Annotated in this window: 19 protein-coding genes; 12 read left to right on the forward strand and 7 right to left on the reverse strand. The window is 55.3% G+C overall.

Annotated elements, in window-relative coordinates:
* Positions 1-310 precede the first annotated feature (310 nt).
* From EKM86_RS03240 to EKM86_RS03255, 4 genes are all read left to right on the forward strand, one after another.
* Positions 311-556 carry an AbrB/MazE/SpoVT family DNA-binding domain-containing protein gene (locus EKM86_RS03240; RefSeq protein WP_125755081.1) on the forward strand — a complete coding sequence of 82 codons (246 nt, stop codon included), beginning with the start codon at positions 311-313 and terminating at the stop codon, positions 554-556.
* Positions 556-954 carry a type II toxin-antitoxin system death-on-curing family toxin gene (locus EKM86_RS03245; protein ID WP_125755082.1) on the forward strand — a complete coding sequence of 133 codons (399 nt, stop codon included), beginning with the start codon at positions 556-558 and terminating at the stop codon, positions 952-954. The genes EKM86_RS03240 and EKM86_RS03245 overlap by 1 nt, the downstream gene beginning before the upstream one ends.
* A 75-nt stretch (positions 955-1,029) precedes the next feature.
* Entirely contained in the window at positions 1,030-1,803 is a 774-nt protein-coding gene (locus EKM86_RS03250; protein WP_164506146.1) for a MerR family transcriptional regulator, read from the forward strand.
* A 295-nt stretch (positions 1,804-2,098) separates the two neighbouring features.
* Entirely contained in the window at positions 2,099-3,100 is a 1,002-nt protein-coding gene (locus EKM86_RS03255; RefSeq protein ID WP_125755084.1) for an NADP-dependent oxidoreductase, read from the forward strand.
* 64 nt (positions 3,101-3,164) lie between these two features.
* Here the strand turns inward: EKM86_RS03255 and EKM86_RS03260 are convergent, their stop codons facing one another.
* The 3 genes from EKM86_RS03260 to EKM86_RS03270 form a co-directional block, all read right to left on the reverse strand.
* The gene (locus EKM86_RS03260; RefSeq protein ID WP_125755085.1) at positions 3,165-4,508 is read right to left on the reverse strand and encodes a dihydrolipoyl dehydrogenase family protein; all 1,344 of its coding nucleotides are present in this window, start codon (positions 4,506-4,508) and stop codon (positions 3,165-3,167) included.
* 61 nt (positions 4,509-4,569) lie between these two features.
* Entirely contained in the window at positions 4,570-4,998 is a 429-nt protein-coding gene (locus EKM86_RS03265; protein WP_125755086.1) for a MarR family winged helix-turn-helix transcriptional regulator, read from the reverse strand.
* A gap of 72 nt (positions 4,999-5,070) precedes the next feature.
* The gene (locus tag EKM86_RS03270) at positions 5,071-5,667 is read right to left on the reverse strand and encodes a TetR/AcrR family transcriptional regulator (RefSeq protein ID WP_125755087.1); all 597 of its coding nucleotides are present in this window, start codon (positions 5,665-5,667) and stop codon (positions 5,071-5,073) included.
* Positions 5,668-5,797: 130 nt separating this feature from the next.
* Between EKM86_RS03270 and EKM86_RS03275 the strand changes: the two genes are divergently transcribed.
* Positions 5,798-6,808 carry an NAD(P)H-dependent flavin oxidoreductase gene (locus EKM86_RS03275; protein WP_125755088.1) on the forward strand — a complete coding sequence of 337 codons (1,011 nt, stop codon included), beginning with the start codon at positions 5,798-5,800 and terminating at the stop codon, positions 6,806-6,808.
* Positions 6,809-7,001: 193 nt separating this feature from the next.
* Positions 7,002-7,970 carry an alpha/beta hydrolase gene (locus EKM86_RS03280; protein ID WP_225419343.1) on the forward strand — a complete coding sequence of 323 codons (969 nt, stop codon included), beginning with the start codon at positions 7,002-7,004 and terminating at the stop codon, positions 7,968-7,970.
* 182 nt (positions 7,971-8,152) lie between these two features.
* On the opposite strand, the gene EKM86_RS03285 is transcribed toward EKM86_RS03280, so the two are convergent.
* Positions 8,153-8,596, reverse strand: a complete 444-nt coding sequence (locus EKM86_RS03285) for a MerR family transcriptional regulator (RefSeq protein ID WP_125755089.1) — start codon at positions 8,594-8,596, stop codon at positions 8,153-8,155.
* 99 nt (positions 8,597-8,695) lie between these two features.
* On the opposite strand from EKM86_RS03285, the gene EKM86_RS03290 reads away from it, so the two are divergent.
* Positions 8,696-9,730, forward strand: coding sequence for an NAD-dependent epimerase/dehydratase family protein (locus tag EKM86_RS03290; RefSeq protein ID WP_125755090.1), 1,035 nt, complete (start codon positions 8,696-8,698; stop codon positions 9,728-9,730).
* 85 nt (positions 9,731-9,815) lie between these two features.
* Here EKM86_RS03290 and EKM86_RS03295 read toward each other — a convergent pair whose 3' ends face one another.
* Together EKM86_RS03295 and EKM86_RS03300 are read right to left on the reverse strand one after the other, a co-directional pair.
* The gene (locus EKM86_RS03295; RefSeq protein WP_225419344.1) at positions 9,816-11,303 is read right to left on the reverse strand and encodes an MFS transporter; all 1,488 of its coding nucleotides are present in this window, start codon (positions 11,301-11,303) and stop codon (positions 9,816-9,818) included.
* A 142-nt stretch (positions 11,304-11,445) separates the two neighbouring features.
* Entirely contained in the window at positions 11,446-12,174 is a 729-nt protein-coding gene (locus EKM86_RS03300; RefSeq protein ID WP_125755091.1) for a DUF554 domain-containing protein, read from the reverse strand.
* Between the two features lie 162 nt (positions 12,175-12,336).
* Here EKM86_RS03300 and EKM86_RS03305 point away from each other — a divergent pair, with 162 nt between their 5' ends.
* The 4 genes from EKM86_RS03305 to lpdD all read left to right on the forward strand — a co-directional run bounded on the left by EKM86_RS03305 (position 12,337) and on the right by lpdD (position 15,825).
* A complete protein-coding gene (locus tag EKM86_RS03305; protein WP_125755092.1) occupies positions 12,337-13,209 on the forward strand; it encodes a LysR family transcriptional regulator in 873 nt (290 codons plus the stop codon).
* Positions 13,210-13,316: 107 nt separating this feature from the next.
* On the forward strand, positions 13,317-14,789 hold the full coding sequence (locus tag EKM86_RS03310) for a UbiD family decarboxylase (protein WP_125755093.1): 1,473 nt from the start codon (positions 13,317-13,319) through the stop codon (positions 14,787-14,789).
* 36 nt (positions 14,790-14,825) lie between these two features.
* On the forward strand, positions 14,826-15,437 hold the full coding sequence (locus tag EKM86_RS03315; protein ID WP_125755094.1) for a UbiX family flavin prenyltransferase: 612 nt from the start codon (positions 14,826-14,828) through the stop codon (positions 15,435-15,437).
* Positions 15,430-15,825, forward strand: coding sequence for a prenylated flavin chaperone LpdD (gene lpdD, locus EKM86_RS03320; protein ID WP_125755095.1), 396 nt, complete (start codon positions 15,430-15,432; stop codon positions 15,823-15,825). Before EKM86_RS03315 ends, lpdD begins: the two co-directional genes overlap by 8 nt.
* A gap of 221 nt (positions 15,826-16,046) precedes the next feature.
* Here the strand turns inward: lpdD and EKM86_RS03325 are convergent, their stop codons facing one another.
* On the reverse strand, positions 16,047-16,655 hold the full coding sequence (locus EKM86_RS03325) for a TetR/AcrR family transcriptional regulator (RefSeq protein WP_125755096.1): 609 nt from the start codon (positions 16,653-16,655) through the stop codon (positions 16,047-16,049).
* 130 nt (positions 16,656-16,785) lie between these two features.
* Between EKM86_RS03325 and EKM86_RS03330 the strand changes: the two genes are divergently transcribed.
* Positions 16,786-17,490, forward strand: coding sequence for an ABC transporter ATP-binding protein (locus tag EKM86_RS03330; RefSeq protein ID WP_125755097.1), 705 nt, complete (start codon positions 16,786-16,788; stop codon positions 17,488-17,490).
* The last annotated feature ends 6 nt before the right edge of the window (positions 17,491-17,496 follow it).

The raw sequence follows: 17,496 nt of genomic DNA on the forward strand, positions 1-17,496 counted from the left end.
TGAAACACCAAAGCAGCGCAGTCCCGTGTGAATCGTGGGATTGCGCTGCTTTTTTGAAATTCTATGAATAATCCAGGTATACTCGTTAAAGGTCTGTCAAATCGCGCGACAGGCTTTTTGCATATTTTTTGTGACGGTTGGTTGCCTCAGTATCGTTTTTCTGTCGATAGACGTGCCAAATCAATCACGGACTTGCTGAAGGTGCCGTTGAAGTGACTGCCTTTTCATGGCATGCCTGGTATGACGTCGGATATAGATGGATTGTTGATCCCAAGTCAATGGTCTATACTTCGTATAGAGGTGATAGTCTATGAACGAAATGAAGCCTGAGGAACGCATTATTGGCCAGATGAATAACAGCTTATACTTCACAATTCCGGCGGATGTCGTGGCCCAGCTGAATCTGAAAAAGGGGGAGACACTGACAGTCAAATTACAGGATGGTGAAATTGTGGCCAGCCCAAAGAAGAAAACGACGACGATTGAGGATGTTCAAGCCATCGATCAGATGATTGATAAGTACATGGCGGCCATGCAGTATTTGGAGGATAAGTAGTGAAATATCTTTCCGCAGCAAGCATCATTGCCATCAACGTCCGCATTCAGCAACGCTTCGGTACGACGCCGAGTATTCGGGATGCCGAAGCACTGGATTACATCGTCAAATCTGCAAGGCAAGAAGTTTTCGGTCAAGTTTTGTACCCAGAGATTGAACAGTTAGCGACTTTTTACTTAATCAAAGTGACGAAAAAGCATGTTTTCAACGATGCTAATAAAAGAACTGCGTTGCAGTCAGCTGTCATGTTTCTAGACCGGAATGGATACGAGCTTAAAGTCGATCATCAGATTCGAGTCGCCAAGCAGGTGGTGCGCATCGCGCAAATCAATGGTGAGCCGGACAGCTTACGACGCGAGACGGAAATGCTGGTGCGCGAGTCGATAGTCAAGCTTTAATCCAATCAGGTTTCGGCTTTCATGCTTGACCCTGACGCGGCGTCAGCCCTTATCCTGATTTTTGGAGGTGACATCATGGCATACACGACTAGTGAGTTGGCGGCGCTCAGCGGGGTGACGGCCCGCACGCTGCGCTATTACGACCGCATTGGTCTGCTGACCCCGCCGCTGGCCGCAAATGGCTACCGGCAGTACGGCCAGGCGGAAGTCGACCGGCTGCAGCTGATCCTGACTTACCGCGCGCTGGGCTTTGCGCTGGCGGAGATTCAGGCGCTGCTGACTCAGCCGCCGGCCAAGCAGGCGGCCATGCTGGCCGATCAGCGCAAAAGGCTGCTGGCTGAGCGGCGGCGAGTCGACCGCCAGCTGCAGGCACTTGATGTCACCCTCGCCAATCAGAAGGGAGGGTCCGAAATGTCAGACCCAGAAAAATTTGAGGCACTGAAGCGGCAGCGTCTCCAGGAAAACGATGCGGCTTACGGGCAGGAGGTTGAGGCGCGGTACGGCAAGGCGGTCAAGGCTGCTGCGGATGCCCACTATGCCGGCCTGACTGCGGCGCAGTATCAGGCGATGACCGAGGCCGAGGAGCAGCTCAAGGTGGCGCTGCTGCGGTATCTCACCGCGCCAGTATTGCCCAGCGCTGCAGCGAAACAGGCATACGCCGCGCATCGCACCTGGCTGCTGGCGACTACGCCGAACCTGACGGAACAGATGCACCGGGCGCTGGCCGCTATGTACACCGATGATCCGCGCTTCACGGCCTATTACACGAAGTTGACCGGCAATGCGCGTGCCGCCGGGGCATTGCGGCAGATCATTGAGCACTATACGCGCGAGCAGGAAGCTAACTAAGCGACTTGAGGCGAGTTTTCCTTGAAGAATCAGCTCGACGATGTTTCACGGGAAACAAAAGGACGAGCAATTTTGTTCGTCCTTTTTGCTAGCTTTGATGTTGCCATAGCGGTGCGCGTCGATTAGTCTTGAGACAGATTCGGGGCGGTAGAAAGCCTTGCCGAAAGTGGGGCGCTTCAAAATCACCGATCACGCAGGCCACTGAAGCGTCGCTGCGCCTGCCCAATGAACCTTTTGAACGACTTGGCCGCTTGTTCGTCAACCGTGATTGAGCCCAACGAAAGGAAGTCTGCATATGAAAGCAGTACAAATTACTAAGTATTCAAAGTCGCTGGCCGTTCAGGTCAATGACGTGGCCAAACCCACCCCGGCGCCGCACGAGGTGTTGATCCGGGTGCAGTACGCCGCGGTCAATCCCGTGGATTTGATGAATATTACCGGCAGCGTGAAGCTGATCCAAAATTACCCGATGCCGCTGACGTTGGGTAACGAGATTGCCGGTGAGGTGGTGGCCCGCGGCGCCGAAGCGACAGCCTTTAAGGTGGGCGACCAGGTCTATGCCCGGTTGCCGCTTGGCAAAATTGGCGGCTTTGCTGAGTATGTTGCGGTCGCTGAGGACGCGCTTTGGTACGTGCCTAAAAACCTGTCGCTCAAGCAGGCCGTGGCGGTGCCGTTGACGGGCCTGACGGCGTATCAGGGGCTGACCGAGGAACTAGCCGCTCAGCCGGGTCGGACCCTGTTCATCCCAGGTGGCTCTGGCAGCTTTGGCCAGATGGCGGTGCCCATCGCTAAGCAGATGGGGCTAAAAGTGATCGTTTCGGGCAACGCCGAAGCCAAGGCTCGGATCACGCAGCTGGGCGCAGACCAGTACCTCGATTACCGTAAGGAGAACTATTGGGAGGTGCTGGCGCCGGTCGATTACATCATCGATACGCGCGGCGCTCAGGAAATTGAGCGCGAAGTGTCCGTTCTGAAACAGGGTGGCCGCATCCTGAGTCTGGTGGCTGGGCCGAATCGTTATTTTGCCACCTCGCGGCATTTACCGTTCTGGAAAACTTTTCTGTTTGGTATTGCGGGCCGGCGGTGGGACAAGCTCGCTCGCAGCCGCGATGGCCAGTACCGGTTCCTCTTCGTGCGCAGCGATGGTGCCCAGCTGAAGAAGGTCACCGAGATCGTCGAAGACAACAATATTGTGCCGACCATCGATGACCATGTCTTCACGCTTGATCAGATCAACGAGGCGCTGCAGCTGGTGGATCATGGGAAAACCAAGGGCAAAGTGGTCATCGAATTTTAGACGCGAAAAAGCCGACCAAATGGGATAAGACCCAGACGGTCGGCTTTCTCGTAGTTAAATCGGTTTAACGCGGCAGTAGCGCAGTTAGCGTATCAAGTATGGCAGACGACGCGCTTGGGAACGCGAAGATCTGCTTTTGCAACATGCCGGCGGTGTAGCGGCCGTTGATGATCAAGGTGAGCAGGTTGATGAGCTCCTCACCGTCATCCGCGTAGACACTGGCGCCAACCAGGTAGCCGGCTTTGTCGAAGACCAGGGTGGCCTCGGCGTCCAGCGCACGTTTGAGCTCGAAGGTTGCCTGCTGGCCGAACTTCAGGACTTGGGAGTGGTAGTCGTTAGGATTTGCGGCGGCAGTTGCAGCGCTGACGCCGACCTGCGACAGCCGCGGCATCGTGAAGACGACGCTGGGGATCGCCGGGTAGTCGATTGGGCTGGTCTGGCCTGCGATTTGGCCCGCAATGTAGTTGGATTCAAAAATTGCAACTGGCGTCAGCTTGGCTTGCGGCCGGTCGATGACATCACCGCTGGCAAAAATGTTGGCGACGCTGGTTTGCAAATGGTCGTTGACCTTGATACCGCGGCGGGAGGCTTCGATGCCAAGCTTTTCCAGGCCGAGACCTTCGACGTTCGCGACGCGGCCGGTGGCACCGAGAATGTAGTCGGTGGCGATGGTCAGGCCGTTTTTCGTTGTCACCCTGAAGGTATCGCCTGTCTTAGTGACGGCTGAAACAGCCTCGCCAAAGTAGAACTGCACGCCCTGTGCTTCGAGTTTTTGCTGGAGGCGTGCGACATAGGTGTGGTTGAACGGCGCCAGGGCCTTGTCCGTGAACTCGACGATGTGCACGTTCTTGCCCATGCTGGCGGCCATGGAGGCAAATTCCATCGCGATAATGCCGGCGCCGATGAAGACCAGGCGTTCAGGCATATCCGGCAGGTCGAGGAACTCACGGCTGTCGTGAATGAATTTGGCGCCGGGGATGCTCAGCGCGGCCGGGCGCTGGCCGGTACCAATCACGATGTACTCGCTGGTGTAGGTTTTACCCGCCACGGTCACCTCGTGTTCGCCAGTTAGCTCCGCGCTGCCGGTGATCATGTCAATGCCCATTTTGGTGAACATGGCGGTCATGGCTGGGGAAAAGGGATCAATGACCTGGTGCTTGTAAGCCATCAGGTCAGGCCAGTTGATGGCCGGCACGTCGTCAATGCCGGCGCCTTTAAAGCGCGCCAGCTGTTCCTTTAGCTGGAAGGGACCGTCAAGCGCGATTTTGGCGTCACACCCGTAGTTGGTACAAGTGCCGCCGACCATGTCTTTTTCCACGATCGCCACGCGCTTGCCGAGCTGCTTTAGTGTGACCGCACCGTGCCAGGTCGCATGCCCGGCACCAATCATTATCACATCATAATCCATAAGCGTATTACCTCCACTATTTATAATCGTGCACGACTGATTGTGGCTAACGAAAACCGCCTCATTCGCTGAGGCCGGCCTCCAGTTTTTGGTTCAACGCCAGCGCCTGCTCGTAGTCGGCCGGGGTGAGCGAGTAGCGCCCCAGGCAGTCGGCCAGCGCCTGTTGGATCGGCACTTCTGCGGCCTTGGCGTGGTCAGTCAGACTGACGATCAGTCGGCGCTTGTCGGCTGCCGGGTGCTCGCGCGTGACCCAGCCGTGGGCCGCCAGCCGCTTGATCAGCGGCGTCAGCGTGTTGGAGCTGAGGTGCAGGGCCTCGCCCAGCTCTCGCAGCTCGCGGTGGTCGTGATTCCACAGCACGGTCAGCAACAGGTACTGCGGGTAGGTTAGGTCAAAAGTCTTGAGCGCCTCTTGGTAAAACTTGTTGAAGAGCCGGTTGACGTTGTAAACGCTGAAACATAATTGGTTTGCTAGATCGACATGGGTCGGCATAATAATTGCTCCTTATTAGTCGTGCGCGATTGGTTATAGCATAGGCCTATTGTGGTGCGGGTGCAACTTTTTTCAGCGCGGTGCAGTCGCCAGATAGGCACTGCTGGTCTTGATGGTCGGCTGATGGATCGCCAGCAGGGCTTCTTCGGCCATGGCTGTCGTCACCTGTGGGTCACGCAGCCAGCTGGCGATAAAGCCGGCGACGGCGGCGGCCAGATACGCGGCGTTGAGACGGTTGACTGGCGTGTCGGCCGCCTTGGATAACTGGCGATCGCCCGCCATCACCTGTGCGTAAATCACACCTTCAAGCTGCTTCTGGAAAGTCCCGTCGTCTTTTGAAAATAGACGTTGGAGCGTCTCCTGCTGATTGGTGACACCGGCGACGATGCCTTCAACATACTGGCGCGTCCGGTGGGCGTCAATCTGCGCCAGGTCTGTCTCCGCGGTGTGGAAGGCCCCGGAGATCTCGTCCAGGACCTCGCCGATGATGCGGTCCTGCAGCGTCTCGAGGTCGGGGTAATGCTGGTAAAAAGTGTTCCGCGCACACTGGGCCAGGGTGCAAAGCTGGCTGACGGTAATGGTGTGGCAGTCGTGCTCGGCCAGCAGCGAAAGGTAGGCCTGCTTTAAATTGGTTTCCGTCTTGCGGTAACGCAGATCGTTTTTATTCATGATTTTCCCTCTTAACGGACAGTATACCAGTTAAATGACACTTAACGCACAAAGCGCGCGGTTTTGCCAATTGAAGCGCGGCCGGGCGCTTAGTATAGTGACCGTAGATAACGAAAGGTGAGGATAAAACATGAATCGAGTCGCATCAATTCTTGGGATCAAGTACCCCTTTGTTCAGGGCGCCATGTCGTGGCTGACGGATGCCAAGTTTGTCGCCGCCGTCAGCAATGCCGGGGGCATGGGGATTCTTGGCCCTAACGCTGGCGCACACACGGTGACGCCCAGCGCCGACGAAACCGCCGAGCGCATGCGCGAGCAGGTCAAGCAGACCCAGGCGCTGACGGATAAGCCGTTTGCGGTCACGCTGATTGTTGCCGCTGGTGACACGTCGATTTTCACGAAGAAAATTCTGGACGTCGTCATCGAAGAACACGTGCCGGCCGTGCTGCTGAACTCGCTCGGCGGCGTGTCCAGCGACACTTACGGCGTCGACCCGGCCACCATGAAGACGCTCAAGGAGCACGGCATTAAAACCATCGTGCGCTCTCTGCAGCCGTCGATCGAGGACGCCCAGGCCGTTGAAAAGCAGGGCGCGGACGTGTACGTGGCGACTGGCTTTGACGAAGGCGGCACCATGCCCGGCGGCGAGATCGGCTCGTTTGCCATCATGCCGATGATCGCCGACGCCGTAAAAATTCCGGTGCTGCTGGCCGGCGCGATCGCCGATGCCCGCACCGTCAACGCCGCCTTCGCTCTGGGAGCAGAAGGCGTCTACGTGGGCTCGCGGCTGATTCCGACGACGGAAAATCCCGCTGCCGAAAACGTCAAGCAGCTGATCGTGGATTCGAATGCCGAGGACCTGACGCTGTTCCGGACGCTTCCGGACTACTACCGGTCGCTGCCAACGAAGCTGGTTGACCAGCTGACGAAAAATGACCAGACCCTGCCGGGCAAAGAGGCACAGCAGGCTAACGCCAAGCTCATGGGCGGCACTAGCGGCATGCGCATTGGCATGCTGGATGGTGACCTGGAGCGCGGCTATGTGTCCGTGGGTACTGGCATCTCAATGGTGCACAGCATTCAGCCAGTCAAGGAAGTCATCGATGAGATGATGGCTGATTATGACGAAAACGCGAAATAGCCTTTTTCCGCAGCACGACTGAGCTGCGGCCATCAAAAAACACGTCTGAGGTTTCGCACGAATGTTGGGTGCGAGACGGCTGACGTGTTTTTTACGTTTCGGCGCGGCTGATCTGCACATGTAGTTTCTTGGTCACCGCCACAGTATTAGTCAGTGCTAGTATAGAAAAGTATCGTGAGCAGAGGTGAGAGTTTTGGCACACATTAACAACAATCAGATTCACCCGGATGTGCGGAAATTAGGGGTAGCGGTCCGCAAGTTGGTGCCGGCGATGAGTGCGAAATTTTTCCGCCGCGGGAACTGGTTCATGAGACACTTCGCCCAAGGACATTTTCCCAAGGACATGAACGTGACTGAGCACTGGGCGCAGCGCCCAGATGGCACTCGCCTACGGATTCTCGTTGTCCGGCCGCTGCAGCCCAAACCGCTGGCGACTGGCGTGTTGTGGCTTCACGGCGGCGGCTACGCGATGGAGATACCGGAAATTGACCTGTCGTATGCCCGGCACGTGCAAGCCGTGAGCAATGCCGTCGTTGTCATGCCCGATTATCACCTGTCTACGGAAGCCCCGTACCCGGCGGCGCTTGACGATGCTTATTTAGCGTTGAGGTGGATGAATGATCATCATGCGGCGCTCGGCATCAATCCTGAGCAGTTGTTTGTCACTGGCGAAAGTGCCGGTGGCGGCTTGACCGCTGCCCTCACGCTGTATGCCCGTGACCAGGGCGAGATCCCCATTGCCTTTCAGATGCCGCTTTACCCGATGCTGGATGATCGGCCAACCGCGTCTTCTGCGGAAAACGATGCGCCGATTTGGAATACGAAGAGCAACGCCAACGCTTGGCGGCTGTACCTGGGGGCGGCTTATCGCACCGATCACGTTTCGCCGTACGCTGCCCCGGCGAGAGCCACGGACTATCGCAATCTGCCACCGACCTACACGTTTGTCGGTACGATCGAGCCGTTTTACCAAGAAACGTTGACCTACATTAAGCATTTGCAGGATGCCGGCGTTGCCGCGCACTGCGACGTTTACGATGGCTGGTTTCACGGCGTCGACATTGTGGCGCCTAAGACCGCGATTGCCCATAAGGCCACGGCTGCCTGGCAGGCTGCTTTCAAAGAAGCGACTGAGAAGTACTATAACCAAAAGGCTGATTAATTTCAGCGAGTTTAACGACCCTTTTCGTGGCCATTCTTGTTAACAAGCGAACGTGTCGCTTTGTCCAGGCAGGCGAGATGTCTGCTTTTTTTCTAGTTTTGGTTCTACAAGCAATAAAGGGCGACTAAACTGAGTCGACTGTTGTTTGAATTGAGTTGCTGGACAACTAGCGGTCGGTGAATCTAATGGGTCGCCTGGAACGGGTCGGCCAGACCGGCTAGCAGCTTGTCCGCTTTTGCCAGGCGCAGCTCATCTTTCACCCGAGCGACCGCGTCCGGTGCGCGATACATGTCCAATTTATAGTCGATCTCCTGCAGATTTTGTGCCAGTTGCGCCTGCTTGGCGACGACTTTTTCGCGGTGCTTGGCCAGGAGCGCTTGACGCTGCTTAACTGTGTCGGGGCCTTGCATGACGTAGGTAATGTAGGTCCGGATATCCGCAATTTTCATATCGGTATTCTTTAGACAGCAGATTGTGTGCAGCAGCTGCAGGTCACCATCGGTAAATTCGCGGTAGCCCGACGCGTTGCGGGCAACGAAAGGTAACAGGCCGGATTTATCATAGAAACGAAGGGTGTAGATGCTCAGGCCGGTTTTCTTAGCGGCTTCTTTGATTGTATAGGTCATTATTTTTCCTACTTTCGCTTGCCCTAGAGCGTGCTCTAGGGTTTATGCTTCGACCATAGCTTAGATAGTCACTAAAAACAACAGAAGAAGGAAATGTTTATGACCAGTCCAGTATTAGTCACCGGCGGGAACGGGTTTCTTGCCTTACATCTCATCGCGCAACTGCTCGCCCAGAATTTGCCAGTTCGGGCAACCTTGAGGAGTTTAAGCAAGCGGGAACAAGTTACGGCACCGCTGAAAGACGCCGGGGTCAGAAATCTCGAGCGGCTGACCTTTGTCAAAGCTGATCTGACTCAGGATATTGGCTGGCAGACCGCCATGGCCGGTGTCGATACTGTTTTTTCCGTTGCCGCACCTGTCTTCGTCAACGGCGAAAATACAAGCTCTGCGACTGCCGAAGTTGCGGTGCAAGGGACGCTTCGCATCTTGAAGGCCGCAGAGCATGCCGGTGTACGGCGTGTTGTGATGACGAGCAATTTTGGCGCGGTTGGGTTTTCCAATCTAGATCAGGATCGTCAGACCACCGAGCGGGATTGGACCGACCCGAAGCAACCAGGACTGTCTTTGTATGAGCGGTCGAAACTGATTGCTGAACAGCGTGCCTGGGCCTATCTAAAGGGTTCGGGCAGTAAGCTTGAGTTCACCACCATCAACGCCGGAGCCATGCTTGGGACCGCGTTGGGGCCCCACGTATCTGGCAGTTTTGGCATCGTCAGGAATCTGTTAGATGGGTCATTGAGACAGATCCCGGATATTATGGTCAGTGTCGTCGATGCCCGTGATGTGGCTGCCATGCATATCTTGGCGATGCAGGTGCCTGATGCGGCCGGTCAACGCTTCTTGGCAGTGGCTGATCAAGTGTTGTCAATGCCGCAAATGGCGGCGTTGATCCGGCGCGAGCGCCCAGCTCTGGCAGCGCAACTGCCCACCAAGACGATGCCAGATTGGTTTTTGAGCGTTGCGGCTCATTTCAATCGGACCGCCCGTGAAGGTAACTTGATGCGCACCATTTCTCACAACGTTTCTAACCAAAAAGCCAAGACGATCTTGGGCTGGCGGCCGCAATACACCGCTGAGCAGGCAGTACTTGCGGCTGCCGATACACTGGCACCAGCACTTCAGGAAAGCCGATGACACGAGATATAAGAAGCTCCGACCTGCGATCTGTCCTTAAGATCGCGGGGCGGGGCTTCTTGTTTTTATGCCGCTGTTGTAGCGACTAATCATCTGACCGATTCATTTTACGTTGACCAGAGTGGCGCCTAGTTTTATTTCTTTTTGCGACCAAGAGGCCGGTGATCAGGATGACAATTGCAAAGCCGAACAGGAGCCAGAAATCCGTCTGGCTGCCGGTAATGGTCGCCGAGACAGTGTGCATGTGAAGGGCCTTTGCGGCGATCACGGCAGACATCAGACTCGTCCCAAACGATCCGGCGAATTGTTGCATCATGCTAAACATTGCATTCTGATCCGATTTTTGCCGAGTCGCGACTTGCAGGCTGGCGTCTGACACTGCGGTGCCAAAGCCGCTGTTGAAGCCGATCCGAAAGACAATATAAAGTGCGGCAATCATGACAATATTGAAGTGATGGGTCAGCCCGGCAAATAGTAACATCGCGATCGAAGCAAGCGTGGCACTCAAAATGAGGAGACGATTGGCACCATGGCGATCGTAAACTTTGCCAGCCAGCGGTGCGACCGCTGCGCCTATCAGCGCCCCCGGCAGCAGCATCAGCCCAGCACCCATCGGCGTGGCATGCAGGACGTTTTGCGCAAAGAGGGGCAGAACAAAAGAAAGGCCGATATTGATGAGTTGCAGGCCGAAGTATTGCAGCAGGCGCTGGCGGAGCACACCGTTTTTCAAGATGCGATAGTCGAATAGATGACGACTACCGTGCCGTGCATAGGCTGTCATACTAACCATTAAGGCAGCACTGATCAGCAAACCCACCCCAAATGTTTTACTTGCCCAGCCATATTCACCAACGGTACTGAAGGCAATCACCAAACTAGTGAAGGTGAATGCCAAAAGCGTCAGGCCACCCCAGTCGAAATGCGCGCCATCTGTGCCAAGCGCTGGGGCGTGCAAACTATACGCACCGAGCAAAGTGGCAATGATGAGCAGAGGAAAGACGCCAACAAAGATAGCGCGCCAGGACCATAGACTCGTAATGATCCCGCCGTATGTGGGGCCGAGTGCTGGTGCCAGCGAGACGATGATGCTGGCAAAGCCGGTCCATTTGCCGATCTGCTTGAACGGGATGCGAGTAAAGACGAGCTGAAACATGAGCGGAGTGGCGATCCCGGTCGCCACGGCCTGGAGCATTCTGCCCATGAGTAGTAGTAAGAAGTTTGGTGCCAGCATTGCTGCGACAGTGCCAGCTAAACTCATGACTGCAGCAAAGAAGAATAGGCGGCGCGAACTGAAGCGTTTGAGGGCATAGGCGGTGCTACTCATGACGATGGTGACGAGAAGCAGGTAGGCCGTCGTCAGCCACTGGACGGTGGCGAGGCTGATGTGCATGGTCCGCATCAGCGTGGGGAAGGTCACATTCATCGATGTTTCAACGAGAATGCCAATGAATGACAGGAGACCAGCCGCAAAGATACCAAGTTTAGTTTTTAGTGAAACTGATTGCATAGAAAAACCACCTTTTCTGGAATGACTGAACCAACGGTTATTCCATCTAAAGTGGTAGACGATCACAATAACGTTTGAGTTGAGAACCTAAACCTTAGTGTAGCTCAGAAGAGTCAGTATCGTATTATTCACAAGAACCTGATGACAGTGATTGCATCAACAGTCAATAAATGCGGTGACGCCTTGTGAAAGTGACGTTCGTGATGTGTTACAACATCGGGCCGATGACGTTGATCCACAGCCAGCTGAGGGGGAGCGCCAGCACCATCGCCGGGATCATATCCGCCGTCGGGAACATCTTGACCTTGATCATGCGGAAGCCGGTCGCCAGCATCAGCACGCCGCCAACCGCCTTGAAGTCAAAAATCATTGTTGGAGTGGTCAGTGGGAAGATCACGCCGGCGAAGGCGAACAGCAAGGCGAAAATGATGAACTGGGGAATGGCGATCAGCGAAACGACGTAGCCCAGGTTGGCCGCAAAAATGGCGGCGGTGAAGAAGTCGAGTATCGACTTGGAGATCAGGATCGACGTGTCACCGGTCATACCTTCGGTCAGGGCACCGTAAATCCCGGTACCGCTGGCGCAGAAAAGCACGATGACGGTGACCAGCGTGGCGTCGAACTCGGCCTGGCTCATGTCAGGGTTGCCTTGAGGAACGACCTTCATGATTAGCGATTGCATCCACTTAGCCCCTTTATTGATCCAGTCGCCCAGATGGATCAGCAGGCCCAGCCCGGTGCCGAGAATGACGGCGAAGATCACGGCCGACATATTTTTCATTGGGGCAATGGAGAAGATCCCCATCGTCATCGAGCAGGCCCCGAACACCATGTTCAAGCCGTTCTTGAAGTTCTCCGACATGTGCTTGCCGGCAAATGCCCCGAACGCCCCACCGAATAAGACGGAGAGCGCGTTGATTGTCACACCAATTGGCAAAATGATTCCTCCTTTGATTGCAGCGTTTCTGAAGCGCTGCCGCGAGTTGGCGAGCGGACCCGCCGAACTGCCTCAAAGGTTAGCATGTGAATTTTGACACACCAATTCTGGTTCGGTGGTAAAATATGCCCAATTGGAATACTTACCCAAGGAGGTCAGATCATGGAAACGCAAAAATTACAGACGTTCGTCACCGTGGCGACAACGCTGAATTACACTGAGGCGGCGGCGCGGCTGTTCACGACGCAAGCGACCGTCTCAAAGCAAATCTTGTCACTTGAAAAGGACCTGGGCGTGACCCTATTTTCGCGCGCGCATCGCCAGGTTGCCCTGACCGCCAGCGGTAAGGCCATCTTACCCAAAGCGCAGGCGGTTTTGGCGGCCACCAATGAACTAGAAGCCGTGGTCGTGGCTGAGCAAACAGGTGAGGGCGGGTTGCTGCGGATCCGCACGGTGCCGTCGATTTCTAGCTACCGTGCCTTCAATCAGATTGCCGCGTTTCATCAGTTGCACCCAGAGGTGAAGCTGCAAATCGCTGAGATGGAAAGTGACGCGGTGAATAATGCGTTGAAGAATGGTGAAGCCGATATCGTGTTTACCCGGCTTTTCGAGGCCCCGGCCACGAATACAGAGGCGTACATTGGCGATACGGATGAATTCGTGGTCGTGGTGCCGAAGGGGACACCGCCGGCTCAGGCCGAGACGCTATCAGTTGCCGACTTACAAGACCAAGACCTGTTGCTGCTGGGGGAGAGCACGCACTTATTCCAGCCGGTGGCGCGGCTGTTTGCCGACGCCGGCGCGACGCCGCACATTACCTATAAAGGGCAGCGTATCGACTTGATCCTGGGTATGGTCAGCCGCGGCCTGGGAATTTCCATCATGATGGAAAAGGCGATTGACCTGACCGATTTTCCCAGTCTGAAGACGGTGAAGCTTGATCCAACCGTGCATTCGCAATTGGCATTCATCCGGCCTGTGGGGCACCACAGCGCGACCAGCGATGCATTCTGGCAGTACATTCATCAGAACTAGGACCTTCCTTGAACATATTCCGGTTTGGCATAACTACTTCCAGACTCCGAATTGTTTGTATCCCGGCATGCCCGCATACTGAAGTCATACAAAACGGAGGTATGAATATGTCAGAGAAATATGATCTGCGTAAAGTGCTAGACGAAATCAAAGACGTTCCTGGTCAATACCATGAAACGGACAAAGGAATCGACCCCGATGCTGATTTGGCCGGGGTTTACCGGTACATCGGTGCTGGTGGGACCGTGCAGCGCCCAACTCAGGAAGGCCCAACCATGATGTTCAACAACGTCAAGGGCTTCCCGGATTCTCGCGTGCTGATCGGTTTGCAAGCTTCCCGCAAGCGCGTTGGCCTGATCCTTCACCACGACTACAAGACACTTGGTCAAATGCTTAACGAGGCCGTGAGCCACCCGGTCAAGCCTGTTGAAGTGACCAAGGCTGAGGCACCAGCGCAGGAAGTTGTGCATCTTGCAACGGACGCCGGTTTTGACATCCGCAAGCTGCTGGCAGCGCCGACCAACACGCCTGTCGACGCGGGCCCTTACATCACGATGGGGGTCGTTTATGGCCACAGCCCAAATGGTGAGCAAGAAGACGTCACAATCCACCGCATGGTCTTAGAAGACGAGGACACGATCGGCATGTATATCATGCCAGGCGGTCGCCACATCGGGGCCTTTTTGAAGGAGTACGAAGCGCAAAACAAGCCGATGCCAATCACCATTAATATCGGCCTGGATCCCGCCATCACGATTGGTGCCACTTTTGAGCCGCCGACCACGCCGCTTGGCTACAACGAACTGCAGGTCGCCGGCGCACTGCGGCAGCAGCCCGTTGACGTGGTTAAAGGCGTGGCCGTCGATGCTAAGGCAATCGCGCGGGCGGAATGGGTCATCGAAGCAGAAATCTTGCCAAACACCAAGATGCAGGAAGACATCAACACCAACACTGGTTTTGCGATGCCGGAATTTCCTGGCTATAACGGCACGGCCAACCCGGCGGTGAACGTCGTCAAGATCAAGGCCGTGACGCACCGCAAGGATCACCCGATTGTGCAGACGACCATTGGCCCGTCGGAAGAACACGTCTCGATGGCTGGGATCCCAACCGAAGCCTCAATCCTCAGCTTGGTTGACCGCGCCATTCCTGGCAAGGTCAAGAACGTCTACAACGCTCCAGCCGGCGGCGGCAAGCTCATGACCATCATGCAGATTCATAAGGACGACGAAGCCGATGAAGGCATTCAACGCCAGGCCGCACTGCTGGCATTCTCCGCGTTTAAAGAGCTCAAGACCGTCATCCTGGTTGATGAAGACGTTGATATCTTCGATTGGAACGACGTGATGTGGACCATCAATACCCGTTTCCAAGCCGACCGGGACATCATGGTGCTCGAAGGCATGCGGAACCACCCACTGGATCCCTCCGAACTGCCGGAATACGATCCAGCCCGTATCCGCGTGCGCGGCATGTCATCCAAGCTGGTGCTTGATGGCACGGTGCCTTACACGATGAAGGACAAGTTTAAGCGCGCCAGCTTCAAGGAAATGAAGAACTGGGCAGACTACCTGAAGTAATTCACGGTAGTTCTACCGCATTCGGGAGGTAATTGAATGAAAAAGAAAATCGTTGTCGGGATCACGGGCGCTTCCGGGACCATCTACGGCCTGCGCCTGCTTGAAGCGCTGGCGGTGGACCCGGATGTGGAGACGCACCTTGTCATGAGTCCCTGGGCGAAGGAAAATCTGGCGGTCGAGGCGACTGGCTACACAGAAAAAGAAGTCAAAGCGCTGGCCGATGTGGTGTACGACGACCGGGACCTGGGCGCGAGCATTGCTAGCGGTAGTTTTCAGCACGACGGCATGGTCATCGTGCCGGCCAGTATGAAGACAGTGGCGGCGATCGCCACTGGCCTGGCGGACAATCTGATTGCCCGGGCGGCCGATGTGACACTCAAGGAGCGCCGGCCATTGTTGCTGGTGCCGCGCGAGTCACCGTTTAACCAGATCCACCTGGAGAACATGTTGAAGCTTTCGCGAATGGGCGTTGAAATCATTCCACCGATTCCGGCGTTTTACAATCAACCGAAGACCATCGATGACCTGATCGACCACAACACCATGAAACTGCTGGATCATCTGCACCTGAAAAATGATTACAGCAAGCGCTGGCAGGGGCTAGCCGCTGCCAAGAAGGCCGCGCGCCGGGAGGTGTCCAATGGCTGAGAAGACGTTTGCCGTGACCCGTGAAGGTTACACGATGCAGGCTAAGCTGTCGCGTGAAAACCAAGACGTCCTGTTGGAGATCACCGGCGGCGACGTCCCGCACTACGGCGTGGTGACGATCGTCAGCCCGCATCAGGCAACGCAGACCATTGCGCTACCGAGCAGGCCAGGACACCATCATCAAGAAGGGGTGCTGACCGAGCGAATCGCTGAAGTCATCGCGCCAGCCCTTCAAGACAATGCCTTCATCGTGGGCGGCTTGCATGTGAACCGGATCAGCAAGCAGCAACTGGCGGTGGCAGGCGCCATGGCCCAAGCATTGGGTGAGCAAATAAGAGATTACTTGCTGGCTCATCCTCGCGATGAAGTGATTGAAGAATTTTCATAGCCAATCTCTCACATATTAGTAAGACGCGACTAGCGTGCCCCGTAAGATTGGGACAATATCTAGTCGGCGTCTTTATTTGCGGGTATGGTCAGAGGGGGGTTAAGCATGTGAGGTCGTCGATGATGGAGAGCTGCAGGATTTCGTCGAAGCGATTGTTGGTGCCGGTGGTTTCGGTGTCGATTACGATTTTCATAGCGTGCCTCCTGTTGTGGGTGGTTCCGTTACGAATCAATTTCCAATATTTGGTAAGGCGAAAGATAGAGCTCGCGCATGATGACATGAGCCAGTTCGTCGCTGGTCAGATTATCGTCATTAGTCAGCCAGACCATGATGGTGCTCACGATCGTATTGGTGACCAGGTTGATGGCATAGGCTGGCGGAATTTCTCGGCAGAAAGAGGCCGACCCTTTAACCACGCGCAGTTCGCGCAAGATGGCGGTTTGCAGTTCGTTGACGACGGTTCTATAAAATGCTGCATCACCGTTAGGCCCAAGCAGGAAAGTAAGCAAGGGCCTATTTTTTGCGACCAAAGAAAGGATATCGACGATCACCGGGTAAGGTTTACCGGTCGCCAGCTCCTGCAGGTTCATGGTATCTGCCATTTCCTGGTCGAGCGTTTCTTTTAGCTTGGTCATGAATTGGCTTTTAAGCCGTTCAATCAGGTCATCCTTGTCTAGGTAGTGCAGGTAGAAGGTGCCGCGGCTGATGCCGGTCGCTTTGATGAGATCGGTGACGGTGATTTGGCTGAGTGGTTTTTCGCGGCCCACTTTGACCAAGGCGTCGATAATGGCTGTCTCAGTCTGGGCGTTGCGTTCTTGATGGGTTGTCATGGGGACCTCCAGGGATTTGATGAACACTTTTTTAACTTTTGACCATAGAAATTTATGGCTGAGATGGTTTAATAATCACATAGTTTGATAAACACAGTGTTCATTATTTACCAATTGGAGGAGACATGCAATGACGAGTTTTATTTCGGTTAAGAATGAGACCAAGACGTACGGCACCGGCAGTCATGCGGTGACAGCAAACAAGGACATCAGCTTTGAAATCGCACCTGGCGAGCTGACGATCATCTTAGGCGCATCAGGGGCCGGCAAGTCGACCCTGCTTAACGTGCTTGGTGGCATGGATCATCTGACTTCTGGTTCTGTGAACGTTAATGGTGTGGAGTTGGGGGAGCTAGATAAGCGTGGGCTCAATACCTATCGGCGTAAGCAAGTCGGATTCGTGTTTCAGTTTTACAACTTGGTTCAGAACCTGACCACCGTTGAGAATGTCGAGCTGGCCTCAGAAATCGCGCCGGAAGCCGTCGATGCGGTTCAGGCATTAACGCAGGTGGGTCTGAAAGATCGTATCGAGAATTTCCCAGCGCAGCTTTCCGGTGGTGAGCAGCAGCGGGTGGCCATTGCCCGTGCGATGGCCAAGAACCCCGACTTGCTGCTGGCGGACGAGCCGACGGGGGCCTTGGATTACAAGACCGGCAAGAAGATTTTGCAGCTGTTCCAAGATTTTGCCCGCGAATCCGGCAAGAACGTGATCATCGTGACGCATAATTCAATGATTCGGCCAATGGCGGATCACGTGATCGAGATCGCAGACGGCCAGGTCAAGGCAGACGAGCGCAACGATAAGCCGACGCCTGTGGCCGAGATTGAATGGTAGGCGAAC

This window comes from Lacticaseibacillus hegangensis, from assembly GCF_003946465.1.
GTDB classification, from domain to species: domain Bacteria; phylum Bacillota; class Bacilli; order Lactobacillales; family Lactobacillaceae; genus Lacticaseibacillus; species Lacticaseibacillus hegangensis.